The 18,613-nt window shown below is 44.0% G+C and carries 15 protein-coding genes; 12 read left to right on the top strand and 3 right to left on the bottom strand.

The features are described 5' to 3' along the window. The first annotated feature begins 261 nt into the window (after window positions 1-261). From manA to trhA, 4 genes are all read left to right on the top strand, one after another. Window positions 262-1,197 (top strand): mannose-6-phosphate isomerase, class I, encoded by a 936-nt coding sequence (manA, locus tag DWZ44_RS07265; protein ID WP_117804511.1) that lies wholly within the window; start codon window positions 262-264, stop codon window positions 1,195-1,197. A gap of 17 nt (window positions 1,198-1,214) precedes the next feature. Beyond that, the gene (locus tag DWZ44_RS07260; protein WP_022461220.1) at window positions 1,215-2,090 is read left to right on the top strand and encodes an ROK family protein; all 876 of its coding nucleotides are present in this window, start codon (window positions 1,215-1,217) and stop codon (window positions 2,088-2,090) included. Window positions 2,091-2,262: 172 nt separating this feature from the next. After that, window positions 2,263-2,520, top strand: coding sequence for a GIY-YIG nuclease family protein (locus tag DWZ44_RS07255; protein ID WP_055220299.1), 258 nt, complete (start codon window positions 2,263-2,265; stop codon window positions 2,518-2,520). A 226-nt stretch (window positions 2,521-2,746) separates the two neighbouring features. Continuing rightward, on the top strand, window positions 2,747-3,421 hold the full coding sequence (gene trhA / locus DWZ44_RS07250) for a PAQR family membrane homeostasis protein TrhA (protein WP_117804510.1): 675 nt from the start codon (window positions 2,747-2,749) through the stop codon (window positions 3,419-3,421). A 120-nt stretch (window positions 3,422-3,541) separates the two neighbouring features. Here the strand turns inward: trhA and DWZ44_RS07245 are convergent, their stop codons facing one another. Further along, window positions 3,542-5,119, bottom strand: a complete 1,578-nt coding sequence (locus DWZ44_RS07245; RefSeq protein WP_117801777.1) for a response regulator — start codon at window positions 5,117-5,119, stop codon at window positions 3,542-3,544. Between the two features lie 18 nt (window positions 5,120-5,137). After that, window positions 5,138-6,910 (bottom strand): sensor histidine kinase, encoded by a 1,773-nt coding sequence (locus tag DWZ44_RS07240; RefSeq protein ID WP_158565838.1) that lies wholly within the window; start codon window positions 6,908-6,910, stop codon window positions 5,138-5,140. A 254-nt stretch (window positions 6,911-7,164) separates the two neighbouring features. Here DWZ44_RS07240 and DWZ44_RS07235 point away from each other — a divergent pair, with 254 nt between their 5' ends. Genes DWZ44_RS07235 through DWZ44_RS07225 form a run of 3 tightly spaced genes read left to right on the top strand, consistent with a single transcriptional unit; the run spans window position 7,165 to window position 10,504 of the window. Continuing rightward, the gene (locus tag DWZ44_RS07235) at window positions 7,165-8,667 is read left to right on the top strand and encodes an ABC transporter substrate-binding protein (protein WP_117804508.1); all 1,503 of its coding nucleotides are present in this window, start codon (window positions 7,165-7,167) and stop codon (window positions 8,665-8,667) included. A gap of 14 nt (window positions 8,668-8,681) precedes the next feature. After that, the gene (locus DWZ44_RS07230) at window positions 8,682-9,599 is read left to right on the top strand and encodes an ABC transporter permease (protein WP_117804563.1); all 918 of its coding nucleotides are present in this window, start codon (window positions 8,682-8,684) and stop codon (window positions 9,597-9,599) included. 20 nt (window positions 9,600-9,619) lie between these two features. Further along, on the top strand, window positions 9,620-10,504 hold the full coding sequence (locus DWZ44_RS07225; protein ID WP_117762170.1) for a carbohydrate ABC transporter permease: 885 nt from the start codon (window positions 9,620-9,622) through the stop codon (window positions 10,502-10,504). Window positions 10,505-10,587: 83 nt separating this feature from the next. Here DWZ44_RS07225 and DWZ44_RS07220 read toward each other — a convergent pair whose 3' ends face one another. Continuing rightward, complete coding sequence (locus tag DWZ44_RS07220; RefSeq protein ID WP_117804507.1) at window positions 10,588-11,499, bottom strand: 30S ribosomal protein S1; 912 nt, start codon at window positions 11,497-11,499, stop codon at window positions 10,588-10,590. Window positions 11,500-11,879: 380 nt separating this feature from the next. Between DWZ44_RS07220 and DWZ44_RS07215 the strand changes: the two genes are divergently transcribed. From DWZ44_RS07215 to DWZ44_RS07195, 5 genes are all read left to right on the top strand, one after another. Continuing rightward, entirely contained in the window at window positions 11,880-13,535 is a 1,656-nt protein-coding gene (locus DWZ44_RS07215) for a putative manganese-dependent inorganic diphosphatase (protein ID WP_117510673.1), read from the top strand. A 104-nt stretch (window positions 13,536-13,639) separates the two neighbouring features. Next, window positions 13,640-14,239 (top strand): flavin reductase family protein, encoded by a 600-nt coding sequence (locus DWZ44_RS07210; RefSeq protein ID WP_117510675.1) that lies wholly within the window; start codon window positions 13,640-13,642, stop codon window positions 14,237-14,239. Window positions 14,240-14,588: 349 nt separating this feature from the next. Then, window positions 14,589-15,923, top strand: a complete 1,335-nt coding sequence (gdhA, locus tag DWZ44_RS07205) for an NADP-specific glutamate dehydrogenase (RefSeq protein ID WP_022461212.1) — start codon at window positions 14,589-14,591, stop codon at window positions 15,921-15,923. Between the two features lie 430 nt (window positions 15,924-16,353). Continuing rightward, complete coding sequence (locus DWZ44_RS07200) at window positions 16,354-16,707, top strand: Hpt domain-containing protein (protein WP_055220310.1); 354 nt, start codon at window positions 16,354-16,356, stop codon at window positions 16,705-16,707. A gap of 287 nt (window positions 16,708-16,994) precedes the next feature. Next, window positions 16,995-18,440: a uracil-xanthine permease family protein gene (locus DWZ44_RS07195; RefSeq protein ID WP_117510677.1), complete on the top strand. Its 1,446-nt coding sequence runs from the start codon at window positions 16,995-16,997 to the stop codon at window positions 18,438-18,440. Window positions 18,441-18,613 lie beyond the last annotated feature (173 nt).

Raw genomic sequence — 18,613 nt, 5'->3', positions numbered from 1 at the left:
GAATACAAAAAAGGCGGCGCAGACCGCGGATGGTAAAATACCGTTTTTCGATTGCTTTTTATAAAAAAGGCTGGCTGAAAACAGTCAGCTTTACATATAACAAACAGGATTGTTTTGATATAGAAAAAGGGTGGAATAAAAGGAAAGTAACCGGTTACAGAAAATGTGAAAGTTTGTCATTTTAGGGGTTTCGTTTTTGAATGTTATCGGTTAAAATAGATGTAGTGGACAGATCCTGAAAACAAGGAGGATTAGAAAAATATGGAGCTTTTATTTATGGACCCGGTGTTCAAAGAAGCAATCTGGGGTGGAACAAAGTTAAGAGACGTATTTGATTACGAAATTCCGAGCGATACAACCGGCGAGTGCTGGGCGATCAGCGGACATGCCAACGGAATGAGCCATGTGGCAGGCGGAAGATTTGATGGAAAAACATTAGGTGAGCTCTGGAAAGAGGAGCCGGAAATTTTCGGAAATTACCCGGGAAGCCAGGTTCCGCTGCTGATCAAGATCATTGATGCAAAAAATGATCTGAGCATCCAGGTTCATCCAGATGATGCTTATGCAGGAGAGCATGAGAATGGATCTCTTGGAAAGACCGAGTGCTGGTACGTGCTGGACTGCGAACCGGGTACAGAAATTGTTATCGGACACAATGCAAAAGACAAGGCAGAAGTGGAGAAAATGATCCGCAATCATGAGTGGAGCGATTTCATCCGCAAAGTGCCGGTACATAAGGGAGATTTCTTCCAGATCAATCCGGGATGCGTACATGCCATCAAAGGCGGCACACTGATTCTGGAGACACAGCAGAGCAGCGATATCACCTATCGTGTATACGATTATGACAGACTGCAGAACGGCAAACCGAGACAACTTCATGTAGAGCAGAGTATCGATGTTATCGAGGCTCCGTTTAAAACGGCAGATATCGATACCTTTACAGAGGAAATCCCGGGCGCGGTACATACCCATTTTGTAACATGCAAGTTCTACTCTGTAGATAAATACGACATCGACGGTGTATTCACCTTAGATGCGAAAAAATATTATACTAATGTAAGCGTTATTGCCGGAGAGGGTACTGTAAACGGTATTACGGTGAAAAAAGGTACACACTTTATTATTCCGGCTAATTTTAACGGATGCAGATTTGAAGGAAAACTTTCCGTGATCTGCTCAAATCCAGAGGCGTAAGAGAGGAGAAAAACACAATGAGACTTGGAGCATTAGAAGCAGGCGGAACAAAGATGGTCTGCGCAATTGGAAACGCAAATGGAGAAATTTATGAGAGAATTTCTATCCCGACCGAGACACCGGAAATTACCGTTCCGAAAATGATTGAGTATTTCAAAGAGAAGGACATTCAGGCACTGGGAATCGGTTGCTTTGGACCGATCGACCTGAACAGAAAATCCGAAACATATGGTTACATTACCACAACTCCCAAATTAGCATGGAAGAACTACAACATCGTAGGCGCTTTCGCAGATGCACTGGACATCCCGGTTGGATTTGATACCGATGTAAACGGTTCTGCACTGGGTGAGGCTACCTGGGGAATCACAAAAGGTCTGGACAACAGCATTTACATCACCATCGGAACGGGCGTTGGAATGGGAATTATTTCCAATGGCAAGCTGTTGCACGGCATGCTTCATCCGGAAGGCGGACACGTTCTGCTGACCAGACATCCGAAAGATACTTACGGCGGAAAATGCCCGTATCACAGCAACTGCCTGGAAGGCCTTGCTGCAGGTCCTGCCATTGAAGCACGCTGGGGCAAAAAAGGTATTGAGCTGGCAGACAAAAAAGAGGTATGGGAGCTTGAGGCTTACTATATCGGACAGGCACTTGTAGACTGCATCATGCTGCTCTCCCCGCAGAGAATCGTTTTGGGCGGAGGCGTTATGCATCAGGAGCATATGATGCCGCTCGTAAGAGAAGAAGTAAAGAAACAGCTGAACGGATATCTTGTAACAAAAGAACTTGAGGATCTCGACAGCTACATTGTACTTCCAAGTCTGAACGACAACCAGGGTATCATGGGCGCATTGAAACTGGCGGTAGATGAGCTGGCAATGCAGTAAAAATAAAAATGAGAAAACCGTTCGGAGAAATCCGGACGGTTTTTTGCTTACAGGAAACTTCGTTGAATTTTCCTGCGAAGCAGGACTCTTTCTTATTTTTTTGATTGCGCCTAAAAGAACCGAGTGTTAAAGTTACATAGAATACAGATGAACAGAAGGAACGGAATTTGAAATGGAACAGGGGAATTTTACATATATTCTGGAATGCAGCGATGGATCTTTTTATACAGGCTGGACCAATAATTTGGAACGCAGAGTAAAGGCACACAATGCTGGAAAAGGAGCGAAATATACAAAGAGCCGCAAACCGGTAAAACTGGTGTATTTTGAAACCTTTTTAACAAAACAGGAGGCTATGCGGAGAGAATGGGAAATTAAGCAGCTTTCGCGGGTAGAAAAATGGAAGCTGATTCAAGCGAAGAAGCAATAAAAATACAAAAACAGACGGCTCAAACAGGCACAACGGTATGCGTAAGCGAGCAGTCTGTTTTTTTGTGTCAAAGCAGGTCGAACATTTTCAAAAGAAAATAGATATTTTGACTTGAAAAATAATTTTATCCTGCTATAATAAAAGAAACAATGATAAGTAGTAATGAAAACTACATAAAGTAGTAATTGAAATACACAGCGTTTCTGACAGGAAAGGAGTGAGTAGAATGAAGTATATCAGAAAAAATGGAATCAAGGATCCTGGCAGTGCGATTACACATGGGATTGCGCTGATCCTGGCGGTGGTGGGAACGCTGCCATTGCTTTTGAAGGCGGCGCGGGAGCCGGATCATCTGCATGTGGTTGCGATGGCGGTGTTTATGCTGAGTATGATTTTGCTGTATCTGGCGAGCACCGTGTATCACACGTTTGATGTAAATGGGAAGGTAAACCGTCGACTGAAGAAGTTTGATCATATGATGATTTCCGTGCTGATTGCGGGAAGTTATACGCCGATCTGTCTGATTGCGCTGCATGGACGGACGGGAATTGTACTTTGTGCATTGGTGTGGGCAGCTGCAATTGGCGGAATTCTTGTCAAGGCATTCTGGATCAATTGTCCGAAGTGGTTTTCCTCAGTGTTGTATATCGCAATGGGATGGCTGTGTGTACTGGCATTTCATCCGCTGTTTCTGGCTCTTTCACGGCCGGCATTTGGATGGTTGCTGGCGGGCGGCATCATTTATACGGTCGGCGGGGTGATTTACTCCTTAAAAATGCCGATGTTTAATGCGAAGCATAAAAAGTTCGGAACACATGAAATTTTCCATCTGTTTGTGATGGGTGGCAGCTTCTGTCATTTTATTGTGATGTATTATTTTGTGGCGGCGATGCCGGTATAAAAACTTGTTTGAAGATAAAACAGTAATGCAAAAATAAAATACTGCGGAACGTATTTTCGTTATACCCGGGTATTAACATTTATTTGGGAAAACTTTACGCTCCGCAGTACTATTTTTGCATTATTTTTTCTTTTGACGGTATTCACTCGGAGAAATTCCGTAGACTTTTTTGAATACCTGTGTAAAATAAGAAAAATTCGTGTAGCCGATATTCGTTGCAATTACACTGACCGGGAGATTGGTTCCCTCAAGCAGGGAAATCGCAATTTTCAGTTTTTCCTGCACGATATAGTCAGAAAGTGAAATTCCTTTTACCTTTTTGAAAAGCCGGGAGAGGTATTCCGGGTTCATGTATACCTGATGTGCGATTTCGGTGCGGGTAACATTCTGGTGAATATTTTTCTGAATAAAATTTACCACCTGGTCGATCTGTGAAACACCTGGTTCTGCGCTAATTTGAAGGCTTTTTAGATAATCAACGGAAAAATCAAGCAGTTTATGCATCTCTTCTATGGAATGACAGGAGTTGTTCAGGGCGTGAATATCGTATTCTTTTTCAAAAACACCGTGTGCATCGATGTGGTGATGGTTCAGAATCTGATAGAAGATCTGAAGAAAATCCTGTAAAAAGAGACTGAGCATTTTCTGGTTTACATGGCCGGATTCTTTTTGGCGGAGCAGATAATCATGCATGTCTGCACGGACGGCATCGTAATAACCAGAGGAGAGCATGAAATTCCAGTGGACAAAATCCGGAGGGGTGTAGGGAACCTGGGAAATGCTGGATTTCTGATAAAAAATACCGCTATAGTTTGCCACATTTTCACTGCGCTGTTCCAAAAGCTGCTGTATTTTATCTGGTAGCAGAAGAAAATTTGCAGAATGAGCACAGTAGCATGCTATTTTAAAGTGGAGATACTGTGAAGCGGCTTCCACAAAAGTATGCAAATAAATTTGCACCTGATCTTTTGTAAAATTATCGGTTTCGTATAAAATAAGGGCAAAAACCTGTTCGTGGACATGGCAGAAAAGCAGTTTTTTAGTGAACGGCTTAAACAGCTCGGAAACGACATTCTGCAGGATAGAGCGGAGGAGAGAAAGGTCACGAACTGGATGTGGCGTGTCCTGTTCGAGAATATCAATCAAAGTCAGAACACAGGAACGGCCGGGATCGAGTTTTATGGAGATCGTGTCCAGAAAACTCAGAATATTCTGCGGTTCTGCAGGCTGTTTCTGCAAAAATTCATTTAAAAGCACATCAAGAAGATCCATTTCGCGTTTGCTGAAATAGTTTCCATATTCACTGTAAAATTTTTCCTTTCTTTCCTTTTGAATTTGCAGGACTGCTTTCTGAATGGAAACCTCAATTGCACTGTAGGGAGCGGGCTGAATCAGATAATCGAATCCGCCGAGTTGCAGTGCTTTTTGTGCATAGGAAAAATCTTCATGTGAGGTGAGAAAAATACATTTGATTTCTGGAAAATGCTCCGCAACCCATTCATAAAGTTCAAGACCGCTGCCGAGCGGCATTTCGATATCGCAGAGCATGATATCCACGGAATTGTTTGAAAGAATTTCACGCGCACGGATAATGTCGTTAGCACAGAAAACCTGTCGGATGGAAAGCGCATCCCAGTTGATGCCGGAATGAATACCGGCGACAACATCGGGTTGGTCATCAATAATCAATACATTCATTCGGGATTCCTCCTCTTTCTAGGATAATGAAAACAAATTTTCGTTTGAGAGTAAGCTACTTTTAGTTTCTGAACTGGTATTTGGTTCTTCCTGGATGGGCAGGATAATTTCTGTCATGGCGCCGGAGGAATTGTTCATACAGATCAGTCCGGCCTGGTCACCGTAAAGTAAGGTAAGTCGTTGACGGAGATTGTGTATACCGATGTGCTGTCCGGTTACTGCATCTTCTGTATGTTGCAGAAAGGACTGCAGAAATTCGTCCGGAAATCCGGTTCCGTTATCCTGAATACTGATATTTAAATAATTTCCTTCTTCAGTCTCTGTCAGCTGTACGGAAATGTGTACATTGAGCGGCTGGCTGGAGATTCGCCCATGCTTAAAAGAATTTTCGACGAATGTCTGAATGCAGAGCATGGGAACCGGAAACTTTGAAACAGCGGGATCGGCAGAAATGGTCAGCTCAGAAGAATCTCTTGTGTTTAGCTTCTGAAGTTTATAATAATTCTGTACCTGATTCAGTTCCGTCTGCAGTGGCACAAGACTGCTGTTGTCGCGGAAGGTATAGCGGATATACTGGGAAACATATAAAATCATTTGCTGTGCATCGTTTCCTTTATTCTGTTGAATCATACCGTAAAGAGTTTTCAGGCAGTTCAGATAAAAATGAGGCTTCAACTGAATTTGAAAATATTGCAGCTGAGATTTTTGAATGGTCAGCTTATTTTCATAAGTGCGGATTTTCAGATTGTGAATTTCATCCATCATTCGGTTAAAAGTGGAATTAAAGACGGAAAATTCACGGATAAACTGTGTTTCCTGCAGTTTTGAGTTCAATTTACCGTTTCGAATATTCTCCATGGTAGCGATTGCATCTCTTAATGGAGAAAAGTAAATTTTGATGGCCAAAAAACACATGAACGGAATCAAAAGCAGTGCCAGCACAGAGGCAATGATGGCAAACATCTGTGTCGCATTTAAATAAAACTGGCTTCCCTGGTAAGGGGAAAGGTAAAGCATGGTAATATCAGCATATTTTAAGCGATCCTGTACAACAAAAAAGTTTTCTTTTTGTCCTTTTTTGACGTGGTTATTGTCTTCAGGCGAAAAGGTCAGTTTATTTTCTGTAATGGTTTTAGAAGGATTTAATACGGTTCCGTCGTTGGAAAGATAGATGAGTGAACTAGTTTTATGCGTCTGTGTGGCGAGGCGAGATGGAGCCATGACCAGATCAAAATCTACGAGAGAAACACTGTAGGCATTGGAAAAACCGATAAGGCGAACCAAAAAGTATTTATCACCGACTTTATCGTAAAACCAGGATTTGGGAGTTGATTCAAAATCAAGGGATTTTACGTAATTCTGCATTGTTATTAATTCTTTATAGGAATAGCAGTCCTGATAGGCACAGCGGCAGACATCATTGGGAGCAGAATAAATATAGACAGCACCGAGACATTCTGTCAGAGCAAGCTGTTCCCGTGCTTTATTCACAATGGAGAGTGTATTTAAATGAACATCGAGCGGATCAAGTTTATATTTTAGTTTCTGATAATTCCAGTTCGTAGCCCAGTTCTGTGCCATTGAGGTTTCTATCTGGGAAAGATCTGCTTCTAACTGTTCCTGATAGAGAAACAGAGCATTTCGATTTGCAGAAGCGATTTCGCGGTTCAGCAGGCGAAGCGAGTAGAAATCAAAAAATATCGTCAGAAATGTAAGCGGAATAAGCATGATAAGGCTTATAAGGGTGAAAAAAATTTTTGATGAGATGTAAAAATTTTTACGAGATAACATAAGAACCTCCCAAAATATAACAATATAAGAAAAATCGTGTGAGCGTTCCAACTGTTGGAACATGCCATTTATTCTAATATAGATGTCGTGTGTTTTCAAGAAATAAGTATACAGATTCGTTAAAATAACGAAAGTTACAGTGGTATGTCACAATATATAAAGAGAAAGTCACAGATTTTATAGAGAAAGAGATACTTCTTTGATAGGATATAGCTATTCGTAAAACAAAGAAAAGAACAAAGGAGAGAAATGTAATGAATAAGAAAAAAGCAATGGCATTTTTACTTGTTTCTGTTATGGCGGGAAGTATGCTGGCAGGTTGCGGAAGCGATGCAAGCTCTGCACAGGGTTCATCTTCTAAGAGCGCAGAAAGTAGCAATAATGACAGCTATACAGTAAAAATTCTGGCACCTGGTGATGCAAGTACAGATGACTGCGCAAAAATTTCTGAAGCAGCGAGCAAAATCACAGAGGAAAAATTTAATACAAAAATTGAAGTAACAAGAGTTGGCTTTGGAAGCTATGATCAGCAGGTAAACCTGACATTGGCATCTTCTGAAAAATTGGATCTGATGTATGAGTACTGTGGAAATGTAACATCTGCAATCAGCAGCGGACAGATCCTTCCGATTACGGATTATCTGAACAGCTATGGCAGCGATATGAAATCTGAAATCAGTGAATCCGACTGGAAATGTGTAACCTTTAACGGCAATATTTATGGTGTTCCGTCCAATAAAGAGAAAGCAACGGGATGGGGATTTGCTATGAATAAAGAGATGGCAGATGCAACCGGAATTGACTATAGTTCTATTAAAACAGAAGAGGAGTTGGAGCCGCTCCTTGAAAAAGTAAAAGAAATGTATCCAGATGTATATCCCATTGTTTCTCATGTGGGTTCCATGAGCCTTATGACAAACCCAGATGACCTTGGTGGAGATATCGGATCTTTAGAGAGTGTATCTTCTGACAGCACAGAAGTTATTAATTACTACGCAACAGATAAATATATGAACGAAATGAAACTTCGCTATGACTGGGCGCAGAAAGGTCTGATCATGCCGGATGCTTCCACTTCTACTGAAATGGCAAATAGTCTGATTGGTTCTGGTAAAGGTTTTGGACGTTTTACAAATACAAAACCAGGTATCGAGCAGGAGATCGAAAAAGAGTCCGGAAAAGAAATCGTTGTTTTGAATCTGGTAGAACCATATACTACCACAACACGTGTTGACATTGTATGGTATGTTCCGCATAACAGTGATAAACCGGAAAGAGCTGTACAGGTATTAAACGAGATCTACACAAACCCGGATCTGGCAAATATTCTTATCAATGGTCTGGAAGGAACTCATTATGAGTTTACAGACAAAGACAACGGTGTCATCAACTACCCAGACGGTGTAACAGCAAGTAACACAGGTTATACCAGTCTTCCATGGGCTTGGCCGAATGAGGCAATTTCCTATGTATGGGAAGGAAATGATCCGGATATCTGGGATCAGACCCAGGAGTTCAACAACAATGCGGTTGTTTCTCCGGCCAAAGGTTTTGCATGGGACAACACAAATGTACAGAACGAAGTAACTGCATGCGCAAACGTAACTGCCAAATATGGTCCTGCACTGCAGTGCGGTTCCTTGGATCCAGAAACTACCATTCCGAAATTCCTGGATGAGTTGAAAGCAGCAGGAGCAGATACCATCATCGCTGAGAAACAGAGACAGTTAGATGATTGGCTGGAAGCCAACAAATAATGGAGGCTGGGAAGATGAAAAGAAATTGGGGTAAAATCCGCAGATTTATTCCCATGTATCTGATGCTGCTTCCGGGGCTTGTATACTTATTTATCAATAACTATATGCCTATGGCTGGAATTATCATTGCATTCAAGAAATATAATTACAGTCTGGGAATCCTGAAAAGCCCGTTTACAGGTCTTAAAAACTTTGAGTTTTTGTTTAAGACAAAAGATGCTTGGACAATTACAAGAAACACACTGGGATACAACGTAATCTTTATCGTAGTCGGAACCGTACTTGCAATTGCAGTGGCAATTCTGCTGAATGAAATCCGTTCCACGATGGGAAAGAAAATATACCAGACGTTAATTCTGGTACCGTTCCTGATTTCTATCGTCGTTGTCAGCTACCTGGTATATGGATTCCTCAGCACAGATGCCGGATTCATTAATAACAGTATTCTGAAACCAATGGGAAAACAGGGCATCGGATGGTATTCTGATCCGAAGTACTGGCCATTCATTTTGATCTTTGTCAATGTATGGAAAAACCTGGGATATAACTGCATTATCTATTATGCAACGGTAGTAGGATTGGATGCCAGTCTTTACGAGTCTGCATCTATCGACGGTGCGAACCGCTGGCAGAGAATTCTGCATATCACACTGCCGGGACTGAAAACAACCATTATCACACTGACCCTGATGAGCGTAGGACGTATTTTCTATTCCGATTTCGGACTGTTCTATCAGGTACCAATGAACAGCGGACCGCTGATCGACGTGACAAACACCATCGATACTTACGTATATCGTGGATTGATGGAGCTGAACAACATCGGTATGGCATCTGCAGCAGGTCTTTATCAGTCACTGGTAGGATTTGCACTGGTACTGATTGCAAACCTGATTGTTCGAAGACTGGACGAAAACAGTGCATTATTCTAAGCGAAGGGAGAGTATGAAAAATGGTTGAAAGAAATAAAAGCTTTCAGATTGCAGCTAATGTGATTATGATCTTACTGTCCGCTATGTGTATCGTCCCGTTTATTCTGCTGATTATGTCATCAATCACCAAAGAGAACATTCTATTAAAATATGGATATTCTTTCTGGCCGCGTGAAATCAGTTTTGATGCATACAAAACACTGCTGGTAGATTCAGGCAGTATTGTAAGAGGTTATATCATTTCCGCACTGGTAACGGTAGTCGGAACCGTGGCAAACCTGACTCTGACAACACTGTTTGCCTATCCACTGTCAAGAAAAGAGCTTCCGGGAAAAGCATTTTTCTCCTTTGTGATTTTCTTTACGATGTTGTTCAACGGTGGCTTGGTACCGTCCTATATGATGTGGACTGGAATCTTTCATATTAAAAATACCATCTGGGCACTGATTGTTCCAAATCTTCTGATGGGAGCTTTCTATGTCATCATGATGAGAACGTATTTCACCACCAATATTCCTGATGCGGTCATCGAGGCTGCAAGAATTGACGGAGCAGGTGAGTGGAGAATTCTGGCAAAAATTGTTCTTCCGATGTCTACGCCGATTATTGCTACACTGGCACTTCTGGTCGGCCTCGGATACTGGAATGACTGGTTGAATGGTCTGTACTATATCAACAACGATAAACTGTACAGTATTCAGGTTCTGCTGAATAAGATGCTTCTGGATGTGCAGTATCTGATGAGCGGTGCTTCAGGAGGAGCATTGACACAAAGCATTACACTTCCGGCAACTGGTATCAAAATGGCCGTTGCAGTTATGGGAGCACTTCCAATTCTGGTTGTGTATCCATTCTTCCAGAAATACTTTGTGAAAGGTATTGTGATTGGAGCTGTAAAGGGCTAATAGAATTCTTATAATAGAAAGCAGACTTTCCAGATACACGCAGGAATGCGTGAGAATGGAAAGTCTGTTTTTTTGATGCAACTTTAGTTCAGCTTAATATTTTTAAACAGCGATCCCAGTGTCGTTGTCACTTCCTCTGTCTCCGGGAGTTCGATGGTTTCTTCCTGAATTTCTTCGGCGGCAACGTCGTCGAGTGCCTTCATGGAGAGACTGAGTTTGCCATCTTTGATGGCGATGACTTTTACTTTGACTTTATCGCCGACTGCCAGAACTGCGGACGGATGTTTGATGCGTTTGGCGCAGATCTGGGAGATGTGGACGAGGCCGGAGAGGCCGTTTCCGAGGTTGATGAATGCGCCGTATGGCTGCAGGCTTTCCACGGTTCCTTCGGTAACAAGGCCGACTTCTACGTTGGAAATTTTCTCTTTGCGGTCCTCATCTGCTTTTTCACGGAGAAGCTCGCGGGCGGAGAGGATCAGGCGGTCTTTTTCTTTGTCGAGGTCAAAAACCTGTACCTGAATGTCTTTGTTTAAGTATTCATTCAGATCTTCCACGTAGTTCAGGGAGAGTTTGGAAGCCGGGATGAAGCCGCGGATTCCTTCGACGTAAGCGATAACACCGGCGTTTACGATTCCTTTGACTTTTACATCCAGTACGGTTTTCTCTTCTTTGTACTGTGCGAGTTTTTCCCATGCGAGGATATCGTTTGCCTCTGCGCGGGAGAGAAGAATGTTGCCGTGGCCGTCGTCTTTGCGGATCACGGTTGCGGTGATTTCGTCACCGACCTGAACAGCGTCTTTTAAGGAGAAGCCAGGCTCGTTGCTGAAGTCCTCGGCGCGGATGACGCCCTCTGCGTAGTATTTCAGATCGAGAATCACCTCTTTTTCATCTACGGAGATGACGGTTCCGGTGAGCATGTCGCCTTCCTCAATTTTTTTGAAGGAAGCTTCCAGCTCTGCGGAGAAGTCATCCATGGTTAATTTTTCTTCTGACATAATGAAACACCCCTTTTTCGTAAGAATAACAGGAAAACGAGAGGAAAATTGTGGATTTATGAAAAAATCGGGTTCAATTTTGCACGTTTTTCTATCTGCGTTTATCTTAACATAAAAGATTTTCTTTGACCAGATGAAAAAAGGATGGTAATATGTGTGTAGTCGTTACCAAAATTACTGAGACGCGCACTTGCTGCGCGGCTGCAGGAGAAAGTGATTCAGGTGGCCGCCCGGAACTTCGCGGAGCGAATTTGCATGTGCAGGGCGGCGGTTACTGGTCACGAAGTGAGCAGTAACTGTAGTCGTTACAAAAAAAGAAGTAAAACTACCGGGACGAACTTACTGTATACCACAAACATACAGAAGGGAGGAGTACTATTATGAAATCAAATTCAAGAGTTTATGTAATTGGACATAAAAATCCGGATACGGATTCGATCTGTTCGGCGATTGCCTATGCGGATATCAAAAACAGAACGGATAAAACAAAAACCTACGTGGCACGCCGTGCCGGTCAGATCAATGAGGAGACCGAGTATGTACTGAAGCGCTTTGGGGTGCGTGCGCCGGGCTACCTGCCGAATGCGGGAACGCAGGTAAAGGAAATTGAGATTCACGAGGTGCCGAGCGTGCCGGGTACGATTTCCGTGAAAAAAGCGTATTCCATGATGAAAAACAACAATGTAGTCACACTGCCGATTACTTCGCCGGACAATGATCTGCAGGGCGTGATCACGGTCAGTGATATCGCGGAATCCTATATGGATTCTTATGACAGCCATGTCATGTCACTGGCAAGGACGCAATACCGCAGTATCGCGGATACGCTGGACGGATCTGTCATTGTCGGAAATGAGCATGGATATTTTATCCGCGGAAAAGTCGTTGTCGGCGCATTCCATCCGGATACGATGGAGAACTACATCGAAAAAGATGACCTTGTCATTCTCGGAAACCGTGCGGAGGACCAGCTCTGTGCAATCGAGATGGATGCAAGCTGCATTATCGTCGGACTTGGCGCAAAGGTGACGAAAACGATTCAGAAATTTGCAGAGGAAAAATGCTGTGTGATCATCAGCAGTCCGCATGACACGTATACGATTGCGCGTCTGATTAACCAGAGTATTCCGGTCAAATATCTGATGCGCAGAAGCAATCTGATCACGTTCAACACCGAAGATTTCCTCGATGATATCAAAGAAGTTATGAAAAATCAGAGACACCGCGATTTCCCGATTCTGAACAAGAAAGGAAAATATGTGGGAACGATTTCCCGCCGGAATCTGATCGGAAATGCAGGAAAGAAACTGATTCTCGTCGATCACAATGAGGAATCACAGGCGGTCGATAACGTCAAAGAGGCGGAGATTCTCGAGATCATCGACCATCATCGTCTGGGATCACTTGAGACGATGGCGCCGGTTATGTTCCGCAATGAGCCGGTGGGCTGCACGGGAACGATTATGTATGAAATTTATAAGGAAAAAGAGCTGGAGATCGCGCCGAACATCGCAGGACTGCTCTGCGCAGCCATCATTTCCGATACGCTGATGTTCCGGTCGCCGACGTGTACGTTTCTTGATAAAGCGGCAGCAGAGGCTCTGGCGGACATTGCAGGCATCAGCATTCCGGAGTTTGCATCCGAAATGTTCCGCGCAGGAAGCAATCTGAAGGATAAATCTCCGGAGGAGATTTTCTACCAGGATTTCAAAAAATTCATCATGGGCGATGTTACGTTTGGTGTCGGCCAGATTACATCCCTCGATGCGGGCGAGCTGGAATCCATCAAGGAACAGCTTCTGCCGCAGATGGAAAGCGAGTGCGGAAAACACGGCATCGAGATGGTATTCTTTATGCTGACCAATATTATAGAAGAATCTACAGAGCTTCTGTATTATGGAAGCGGGGCAAAGGAAGTCATCGAAAAAGCTTTTGAAGATCTTCCGGTCAACGAGGTCAGCTGCGAGCTGAAGGGTGTTGTGTCGAGAAAGAAACAGCTGATTCCGGCATTTATGATGGCGCTGCAGAATCAGTAAAAACAGAAAAAATAAAAAAGCGTGGTTCCGGGCCTGAAAACAGATCCGGGGCACGCTTTTTTCGGTCATAAAAGGGTGAAAAAGAGGAAAGGAAAGAAATAAGAATGGGAAAACAGACATGGAAAGCGGGAAATATGCTGTATCCGCTGCCGGCGGTCATGGTGTCGGTGCGCGGAAAGAACGGGGAGGACAACATCATCACCGTTGCCTGGGCCGGCACGGTGTGTACGAATCCTCCGATGGTATCGATCTCGGTGCGGCCGGAACGCTACAGCTATCAGATGATCAAAGAGAGCGGTGCGTTCGTCATCAACCTGACGACGGAGGACCTCTGCTATGCGACCGACTACTGCGGCGTGCGCTCGGGAAGAGATGTGGATAAGTTCAAAGAGATGAAACTGACGAAAGTCGAGGCGGAGGAGATTTCCGCACCGATGATCGGGGAGTCGCCGGTTAATATCGAGTGTAAAGTGGAGCAGGTGCTCGAACTGGGCTCGCATCACATGTTTCTTGCAAAAGTTGTGGCTGTCCATGCGGATGAGGCATACATGGATGAGCGCGGCCGCTTCGATCTGAACCGCGCGAAACCGATTGTGTATTCCCACGGAGAGTACTTTGGAATCGGGAAAAAGCAGGGAACCTTTGGCTGGAGCGTGAAGAAAAAATCGAAAACACCTAATATAAAAACAAAAAACCGCAGCTAATCTTTATTTTCTAAAGAATCAGCACGCGAAATTTTATAGTACTTTCGGTAAAAATATACAAAATCGACAAAAATACTGGGTAAATATTAGAAAACGCTACAAAATCATGATTTATTAGGAATTTTTTGCGTGAAATATTGCAAAAACCGGATATTTTATGCTATAATATCAACCAATCGTTGACCTTATAAAATTAAGTGATCCGGAGGACGGGAGAATCCACCGGAGACGCGAGAGAGTGCGGAAATGATTTTCTCCACGCTTTAAGGCTGATGAGAACCGCAGATGGATCTTTTAAAGAAATCTTTCTGCACTACATTAAGGGAGAAATTTCAAGGAGGAAACTAACATGTCATACGTAGATGAGGTTATTGAGTCCGTAGTTGCAAAAAACCCAGCTGAGCCGGAATTCCATCAGGCAGTCAAAGAGGTTCTGGAATCTCTTCGCCCTGTTATTGAAGCAAACGAGGAAAAATACAGAAAAGTCGCTCTTCTGGAGAGAATGGTAGAGCCAGAGCGTCAGATCAAATTCCGTGTGCCGTGGGTAGACGATAAAGGACAGGCTCATGTAAACACCGGATATCGTGTACAGTTTAACAGTGCAATCGGACCTTACAAAGGAGGAATCCGTCTGCATCCTTCTGTAAATATTGGTATTATCAAATTCCTGGGATTCGAGCAGGTATTCAAAAACTCACTGACCAGCCTTCCGATCGGCGGAGGTAAAGGTGGTTCTGACTTCGATCCGAAAGGAAAATCTGACAGAGAGATCATGGCATTCTGCCAGAGCTTTATGACAGAGCTTTGCAAATATATCGGCGCAGACACCGACGTACCGGCTGGTGACATCGGAACAGGCGCAAGAGAGATCGGCTTCATGTTCGGACAGTACAAGAGAATCCGCGGCGTATACGAAGGCGTTCTGACTGGTAAAGGTTTAAGCTACGGCGGATCTTTAGCAAGAACAGAGGCTACCGGATACGGACTGCTGTACCTGACCCAGGAGCTGCTGAAACTGAACGGCATCGACATCGCAGGCAAGACCGCTTGTGTATCTGGTTCCGGAAACGTTGCAATCTATGCAATCGAGAAAGCTACTCAGCTTGGTGTGAAAGTTCTCACCTGCTCTGACTCCAACGGATGGGTTTACGATCCAGACGGAATCGATGTAGCTGCATTAAAAGAGATCAAAGAAGTAAATCGTGCTCGTCTGACCGAGTACAAGAAATATCGTCCAAACTCCGAGTACCACGAAGGACGCGGCGTATGGGTTGTAAAAGCAGACCTTGCTCTTCCTTGCGCAACTCAGAACGAGCTGCTGCTTGAGGATGCAAAAGCACTTGTTGAGAACGGATGCACTGCAGTATGCGAGGGCGCTAACATGCCTACTACTCTGGAAGCAACCAAATATCTGCAGGAGCACGGCGTAATCTTCGCACCTGGAAAAGCTGCAAACGCAGGTGGTGTTGCAACATCCGCACTCGAGATGTCCCAGAACTCCGAGCGTCTGTCCTGGACCTTCGAAGAAGTTGATGCAAAACTGAAGAGCATCATGATCAACATCACACACAACATGGTTGATGCTGCAAAACGTTACGGCCATGAGGGCGACTATGTTATGGGCGCTAACATCGCAGGATTTGAGAAAGTAGCTGACGCTATGATGGCTCAGGGAATCTGCTAATCTGATTTTGAGAAATCCAAAGGGATCTCCGGTTAAGAACGGGGGTCCCTTTTTGCATAAAAGATAGAAGAAACACAGAAAAATAACGAAAATTACAGGGTACAAAAAACATTACATTTTGCAACGAGACTAGACAGAAGAAATAGACTTTCACGCGGTACCGTGTGAATAAAACGACAGAATATGCGAGTGAGTTGTATTATTATGCATAAATGCAATATACAGGTAATATAAAAACCTAAGAAAAACGTAAGAAAAAAGATATTTTATGTTCAGAAATAGAGCGTATAGTAAACAAAAATAATGCAAAAATAATGAAAAGCAGAAGTTGACAAGAGCTTGCGCGAGAAATATAATTATTTATGTATTGATAAAGAACTTGTTTGCATTAATATGTAATGAATTTGCATACAGGGAAGAGGAAGAGAAGATGACATTAAAAGATTGCTACATGCAGATGGGAGCAGATTACGAGGAAACCGTTCAGCGGCTTCGCAGTGAATCTCTGATTCAGCGGATCATTTTAAAATTTCCTCAGGATCCGAGCTATCAGGAGCTTTGCCAGGCACTGGCGGACGGAAATATTGAGGTTGCATTCCGTGCAGCTCATACATTAAAAGGCGTGTGCCAGAATCTTGGTTTTAAAAATCTGTACGAGCCAAGCGCCGAGCTGACCGAGCGGTTAAGACCGCTGCAGGAGACCGAGACGGATGATCTGATGCAGAAGGTGACGGAAGAATATAACCGCACCGTAAAAGCGATTGAGGATTTCCAGAACGCTTAAATTGAAGGAAGAAAACAAGGAGACATTGATCTGTGAGATGAGGAACACAGACCGGTGTCTCCTTTTTATGGAATTCTGTACAAGATGCGGGTTGACGGGAAAAAAGAAACATGATAATCTTTTTACATAAAAGCACAGCTTATGAAGAAGACTTGTTTAAAAAGAAAAACTTATAAGTATCTATAAGAAAAAACAAGGACGCTTTGCCGGAAAAATTCCGGCTGTGCAGGGCATATTCCATACCGAAAGGCAAGGCAGCCCAAATCTACAAAAGCAGGAGAAAAGCAATGAAAAAAGAAAAAAGTTCAGCTATGGGAACCCCGTACACCTTTGAAGGACGGATTCCGCTGAAGCAGGCGATTCCGCTTGGATTGCAGCACGTAATGGCGATGTTCATAGGAAACCTTACCCCGCTTCTGATCATCATGGGAGCGTGCGGTCTGACGGCGGATGCGGGCTACGGTGCACTTCGTACGGCTCTTTTGCAGAATGCAATGACAGTAGCCGGTATTGTAACACTGGTACAGATGTTTTCGATTGGACCGATCGGCGGTAAAGTGCCGATTGTTATGGGTACATCTTCTGGATTCCTCGGCGTATTCAAGAGCGTGACAGCCGTGCTGGGACAGGGCGCGCTGACGTACGGCGCTATCCTTGGTGCGACAATTGTCGGCGGTCTGTTTGAGGGCGTGCTTGGCGTCTGTTTAAAGCCGCTTCGTAAATTTTTCCCGTCGGTTGTTACCGGCTGCGTCGTTATGGCGATCGGTCTTTCGTTGATTCCGGTTGGAATCAATTATCTCTGCGGCGGTTCCGGAACGAACGATTACGGTTCCATACAGAACCTGTTCCTTGGCATGGTCGTTCTGATTGTAACGCTGGCACTGAAGCACTTTACAAATCCGAAGGGAATCTTAAGCACGGCTTCAATTCTGATCGGTATTTTAGTCGGCTACGTGGTAGCTATTATTATGACCATGGTTCTGCCGCATACCGGAACGGCGGTTCTTGAGGATGGAAGCACTGTTTCCTATACATATTCCTGGGTTGTCAATTTCCAGCAGGTAAAAGATGCGTCCTGGTTCGCACTCCCTGGTATTGCAGGCTTTGGAAAACTGGCTGAGGTAAAACCAGTCTTCCGTGTGGAGGCAATTCTCCCGGTAGCGATCATGTTCATCGTAACAACCGTTGAGACGGTCGGCGATATCTGCGCCTGCGTAGAGAGCGGTATGGACCGCGAGGCAACCGATTCTGAGCTTTCCGGCGGTATCATCTGCGACGGTCTCGGATCCAGCTTTGCAGCAGCACTCGGCGTTCTCCCGAATACTTCTTTTGCACAGAACGTCGGCATTATTTCGATGACAAAAATCGTAAACCGTATGGCACTTTCCTGCGGAGCCATTTTCCTGATCCTCTGCGGACTCTGCCCGAAGATTGCAGCATTTGTATCCATTATGCCGCAGTCCGTACTCGGCGGTGCAGCCGTTATGATGTTTGCGTCAATTCTGGTTTCCGGTATCCAGCTCATCACAAAAGAGCCGATTACGAGCCGTGAGATCACGATCGTTTCTGTTGCACTGGGTCTTGGCTACGGCCTTGGTTCCACAGCGGGAGCAACTTCTGAGCTTCCTTATTATATCCAGCTGATTTTCGGCGGCTCCGGTATTGTTCCGGCAGCTGTTGCGGCGATTGTACTGAATATTATTATTCCAAAAGAGAAGAAAAAAGCAGAATAAAGAACAAAAAAAGAAAAAGAACCTCTTATGTTTCCGGAAAGAAGTATTCCCGGGGAGAGATAAGAGGTTCTTTTTTATTGTGCTGCCCGGCATTCGGAGGGAACTGCCGGTAGAAGGCTCTGCAGGTAAAATGTCTGAAAATACGAGGAATATACAAAATGACGGAAAAAGCA

It is taken from the genome of Blautia sp. AF32-4BH (assembly GCF_003460565.1).
Classification (GTDB): Bacteria; Bacillota; Clostridia; order Lachnospirales; family Lachnospiraceae; genus Fusicatenibacter; species Fusicatenibacter saccharivorans.
The sequence above is the reverse complement of the archived record's forward strand: the minus strand, read 5'-3'. Positions and strand labels throughout refer to the sequence as shown.

Excerpts from the sequence above, each read along its gene's own strand:
- DWZ44_RS07245 (WP_117801777.1), bottom strand. The coding sequence starts at position 5,119 with ATGAATGTATTGATTATTGATGACCAACCCGATGTTGTCGCCGGTATT.
- DWZ44_RS07220 (WP_117804507.1), bottom strand. The coding sequence starts at position 11,499 with ATGTCAGAAGAAAAATTAACCATGGATGACTTCTCCGCAGAGCTGGAA.
- trhA (WP_117804510.1), top strand. The coding sequence starts at position 2,747 with ATGAAGTATATCAGAAAAAATGGAATCAAGGATCCTGGCAGTGCGATT.
- manA (WP_117804511.1), top strand. The coding sequence starts at position 262 with ATGGAGCTTTTATTTATGGACCCGGTGTTCAAAGAAGCAATCTGGGGT.
- DWZ44_RS07240 (WP_158565838.1), bottom strand. The coding sequence starts at position 6,910 with ATGTTATCTCGTAAAAATTTTTACATCTCATCAAAAATTTTTTTCACC.
- DWZ44_RS07235 (WP_117804508.1), top strand. The coding sequence starts at position 7,165 with ATGAATAAGAAAAAAGCAATGGCATTTTTACTTGTTTCTGTTATGGCG.
- DWZ44_RS07215 (WP_117510673.1), top strand. The coding sequence starts at position 11,880 with ATGAAATCAAATTCAAGAGTTTATGTAATTGGACATAAAAATCCGGAT.
- gdhA (WP_022461212.1), top strand. The coding sequence starts at position 14,589 with ATGTCATACGTAGATGAGGTTATTGAGTCCGTAGTTGCAAAAAACCCA.
- DWZ44_RS07210 (WP_117510675.1), top strand. The coding sequence starts at position 13,640 with ATGGGAAAACAGACATGGAAAGCGGGAAATATGCTGTATCCGCTGCCG.
- DWZ44_RS07200 (WP_055220310.1), top strand. The coding sequence starts at position 16,354 with ATGACATTAAAAGATTGCTACATGCAGATGGGAGCAGATTACGAGGAA.
- DWZ44_RS07225 (WP_117762170.1), top strand. The coding sequence starts at position 9,620 with ATGGTTGAAAGAAATAAAAGCTTTCAGATTGCAGCTAATGTGATTATG.
- DWZ44_RS07195 (WP_117510677.1), top strand. The coding sequence starts at position 16,995 with ATGAAAAAAGAAAAAAGTTCAGCTATGGGAACCCCGTACACCTTTGAA.
- DWZ44_RS07260 (WP_022461220.1), top strand. The coding sequence starts at position 1,215 with ATGAGACTTGGAGCATTAGAAGCAGGCGGAACAAAGATGGTCTGCGCA.
- DWZ44_RS07230 (WP_117804563.1), top strand. The coding sequence starts at position 8,682 with ATGAAAAGAAATTGGGGTAAAATCCGCAGATTTATTCCCATGTATCTG.
- DWZ44_RS07255 (WP_055220299.1), top strand. The coding sequence starts at position 2,263 with ATGGAACAGGGGAATTTTACATATATTCTGGAATGCAGCGATGGATCT.